We start from the raw sequence: 1,751 nt of genomic DNA on the forward strand, positions 1-1,751 counted from the left end.
TGTAAGTACCCTTGGAAAGGAGATAAAAAATTCCTAGGATGTTTACTTGCACGTGTTTGTTGGTAATCAAACAATACAATAGGTTGACCTTCCTGCCCAGAACGGTAGAGCCACAAATAGGAAGAAGCTGTTGATGCTCGATCAGGTTCTCGAAGCACTTCTTGCGTCGTTTCATCGGCATGAAGAATATCTCGCTCCATAAGATGTTGATACATCCGGTTATAGATGAGGTTTAGCCAAGTATTAGCACCATAAAGAACCCAATTAGCTAATGTTTGACGTGACAAAGAAACGCCGAGACGCGCAAATTGCTGTTCTTGCCGATACAATGGAAGTCCTTCTACATATTTTTGATTCATGATGTAAGCCATCGCAGATGGCGAAGCTAGACTCTTAGGGAATACTGGTTTAGGCATTGAAGCTTTGACGATAGGAGTTTCAATGTTTTCACGTTCACAATGACGACATGAATAAACATGTTGAACATGCTCAATGACCTTTACTTCTGCCGGGATCACTTTTAACTCACGACGTATTTCTGTCGACATTTCATGTAAGTTTCCATTACAGCAGGAACAAACCTGGTCTTCTTCAGGTAATCGATACTCGATGATTTCCTTCGGAAGGTTCTCAAGTTTGATGTCGCGTTGCCCTTTGGTCTTTTTACGTTTATATGTAATCGTTTCAACCGTAGGTTCTTCAATAGTTGGATCAGCAGAGATCTCCGCTTCATTAAAAAGAGGTAGCTCTAGCTGGTCAGCGTTTGTCTTCTCACTTGAAGTACCGAATTGGCGTTGCTTACTAAGACGGAATTGTTCTTCGAACCATTTAATTTTTGCCGTCAGCTCTGCGTTCTGTTTCTCAAGTGATGAGACACGTTCTTCTAACTCTTCAGTTGTACGTCGAGAGGTGGTTTCTGTTGTTTTCATACTTTCATTATACACTACCTCTCAACGATTTGCTTTTTCATTTTATCCATTAGATGACTCGTCCTGCGGTCACTTTTGGATGTGCAGACTTTTGATCAATCGAAAGGCCGTCAAGTAACCAACGGAACTGACGGTGGCTAATCATTTGCGGAGAGGAAGAAGAATCATCTGGCCAAGTGAACGTCCCTTTTTCTAAGCGACGATAATAGAGCCAAAAGCCATTATGTTCCCAGTGGAGGATTTTGATCTTATCTCGTTGACGATTGCAGAAAACAAAGAGACAGGGAGAGAAGGGGTCAATTTGAAAGCTTTCTTGCACGATTGCGGCAAGGCCATCAATGGATTTCCGTAAGTCTGTACTTCCTTTCGCAAGATAGACTCTGTCAATGGAACGATGGTTAATCATCCATTTCTCAACACCCGAAGTACACGGCAAAGGTGTTCTTCACTCACATCTTCAGGGATATAGACAGATAGATCATCTAGTCTCAACTCAATAGCTGTGTTAGTGGTAAAGGTAGGGACATCTAAGGATGTCCAACCACTGTTTATCTGGTTGTTTGACTGTGAGTTTGTTTCTGACTTGAATTTCTTTCGCCAATAATGGAATTGATACTCCGTAATCTCTTCTTGTTTGGCTACCCATTCATGGATAGTGTCTCCGCTAGCTTCAAAGTCTTCCATGCGGTTTTTCCATAGATGGTATTTTTCTTTACGATTCATAGCGACACCCTTTCATCGTTCTTGATTAGAGTATCGCATGGGCTTATACCTATTGGAATGTGTGTGTTATTTGACGCTTACGCTTAAATAAGGATATTG

General features: G+C 41.5%; 3 protein-coding genes. All 3 read right to left on the reverse strand.

Translation table 11 applies throughout. The annotated features are described in order from the left end of the window. A partial coding sequence (tnpC, locus tag ACNSTQ_RS22965; protein WP_418202047.1) for an IS66 family transposase occupies positions 1-929 on the reverse strand: 929 nt, incomplete at its 3' end. A gap of 49 nt (positions 930-978) precedes the next feature. Continuing rightward, a complete protein-coding gene (gene tnpB / locus ACNSTQ_RS22970; protein WP_418202046.1) occupies positions 979-1,365 on the reverse strand; it encodes an IS66 family insertion sequence element accessory protein TnpB in 387 nt (128 codons plus the stop codon). After that, complete coding sequence (tnpA, locus tag ACNSTQ_RS22975; protein WP_012960976.1) at positions 1,332-1,652, reverse strand: IS66 family insertion sequence element accessory protein TnpA; 321 nt, start codon at positions 1,650-1,652, stop codon at positions 1,332-1,334. Before tnpA ends, tnpB begins: the two co-directional genes overlap by 34 nt. Positions 1,653-1,751: the final 99 nt, after the last annotated feature.

The sequence above is a fragment of the Alkalihalobacterium sp. APHAB7 genome, from assembly GCF_048323755.1.
Classification (GTDB): Bacteria; Bacillota; Bacilli; order Bacillales; family Bacillaceae_F; genus Alkalihalobacterium.

Bases quoted from the DNA above. Each gene is read 5' to 3' on its own strand.
- tnpA (WP_012960976.1), bottom strand. From the start codon at position 1,652: ATGAATCGTAAAGAAAAATACCATCTATGGAAAAACCGCATGGAAGAC.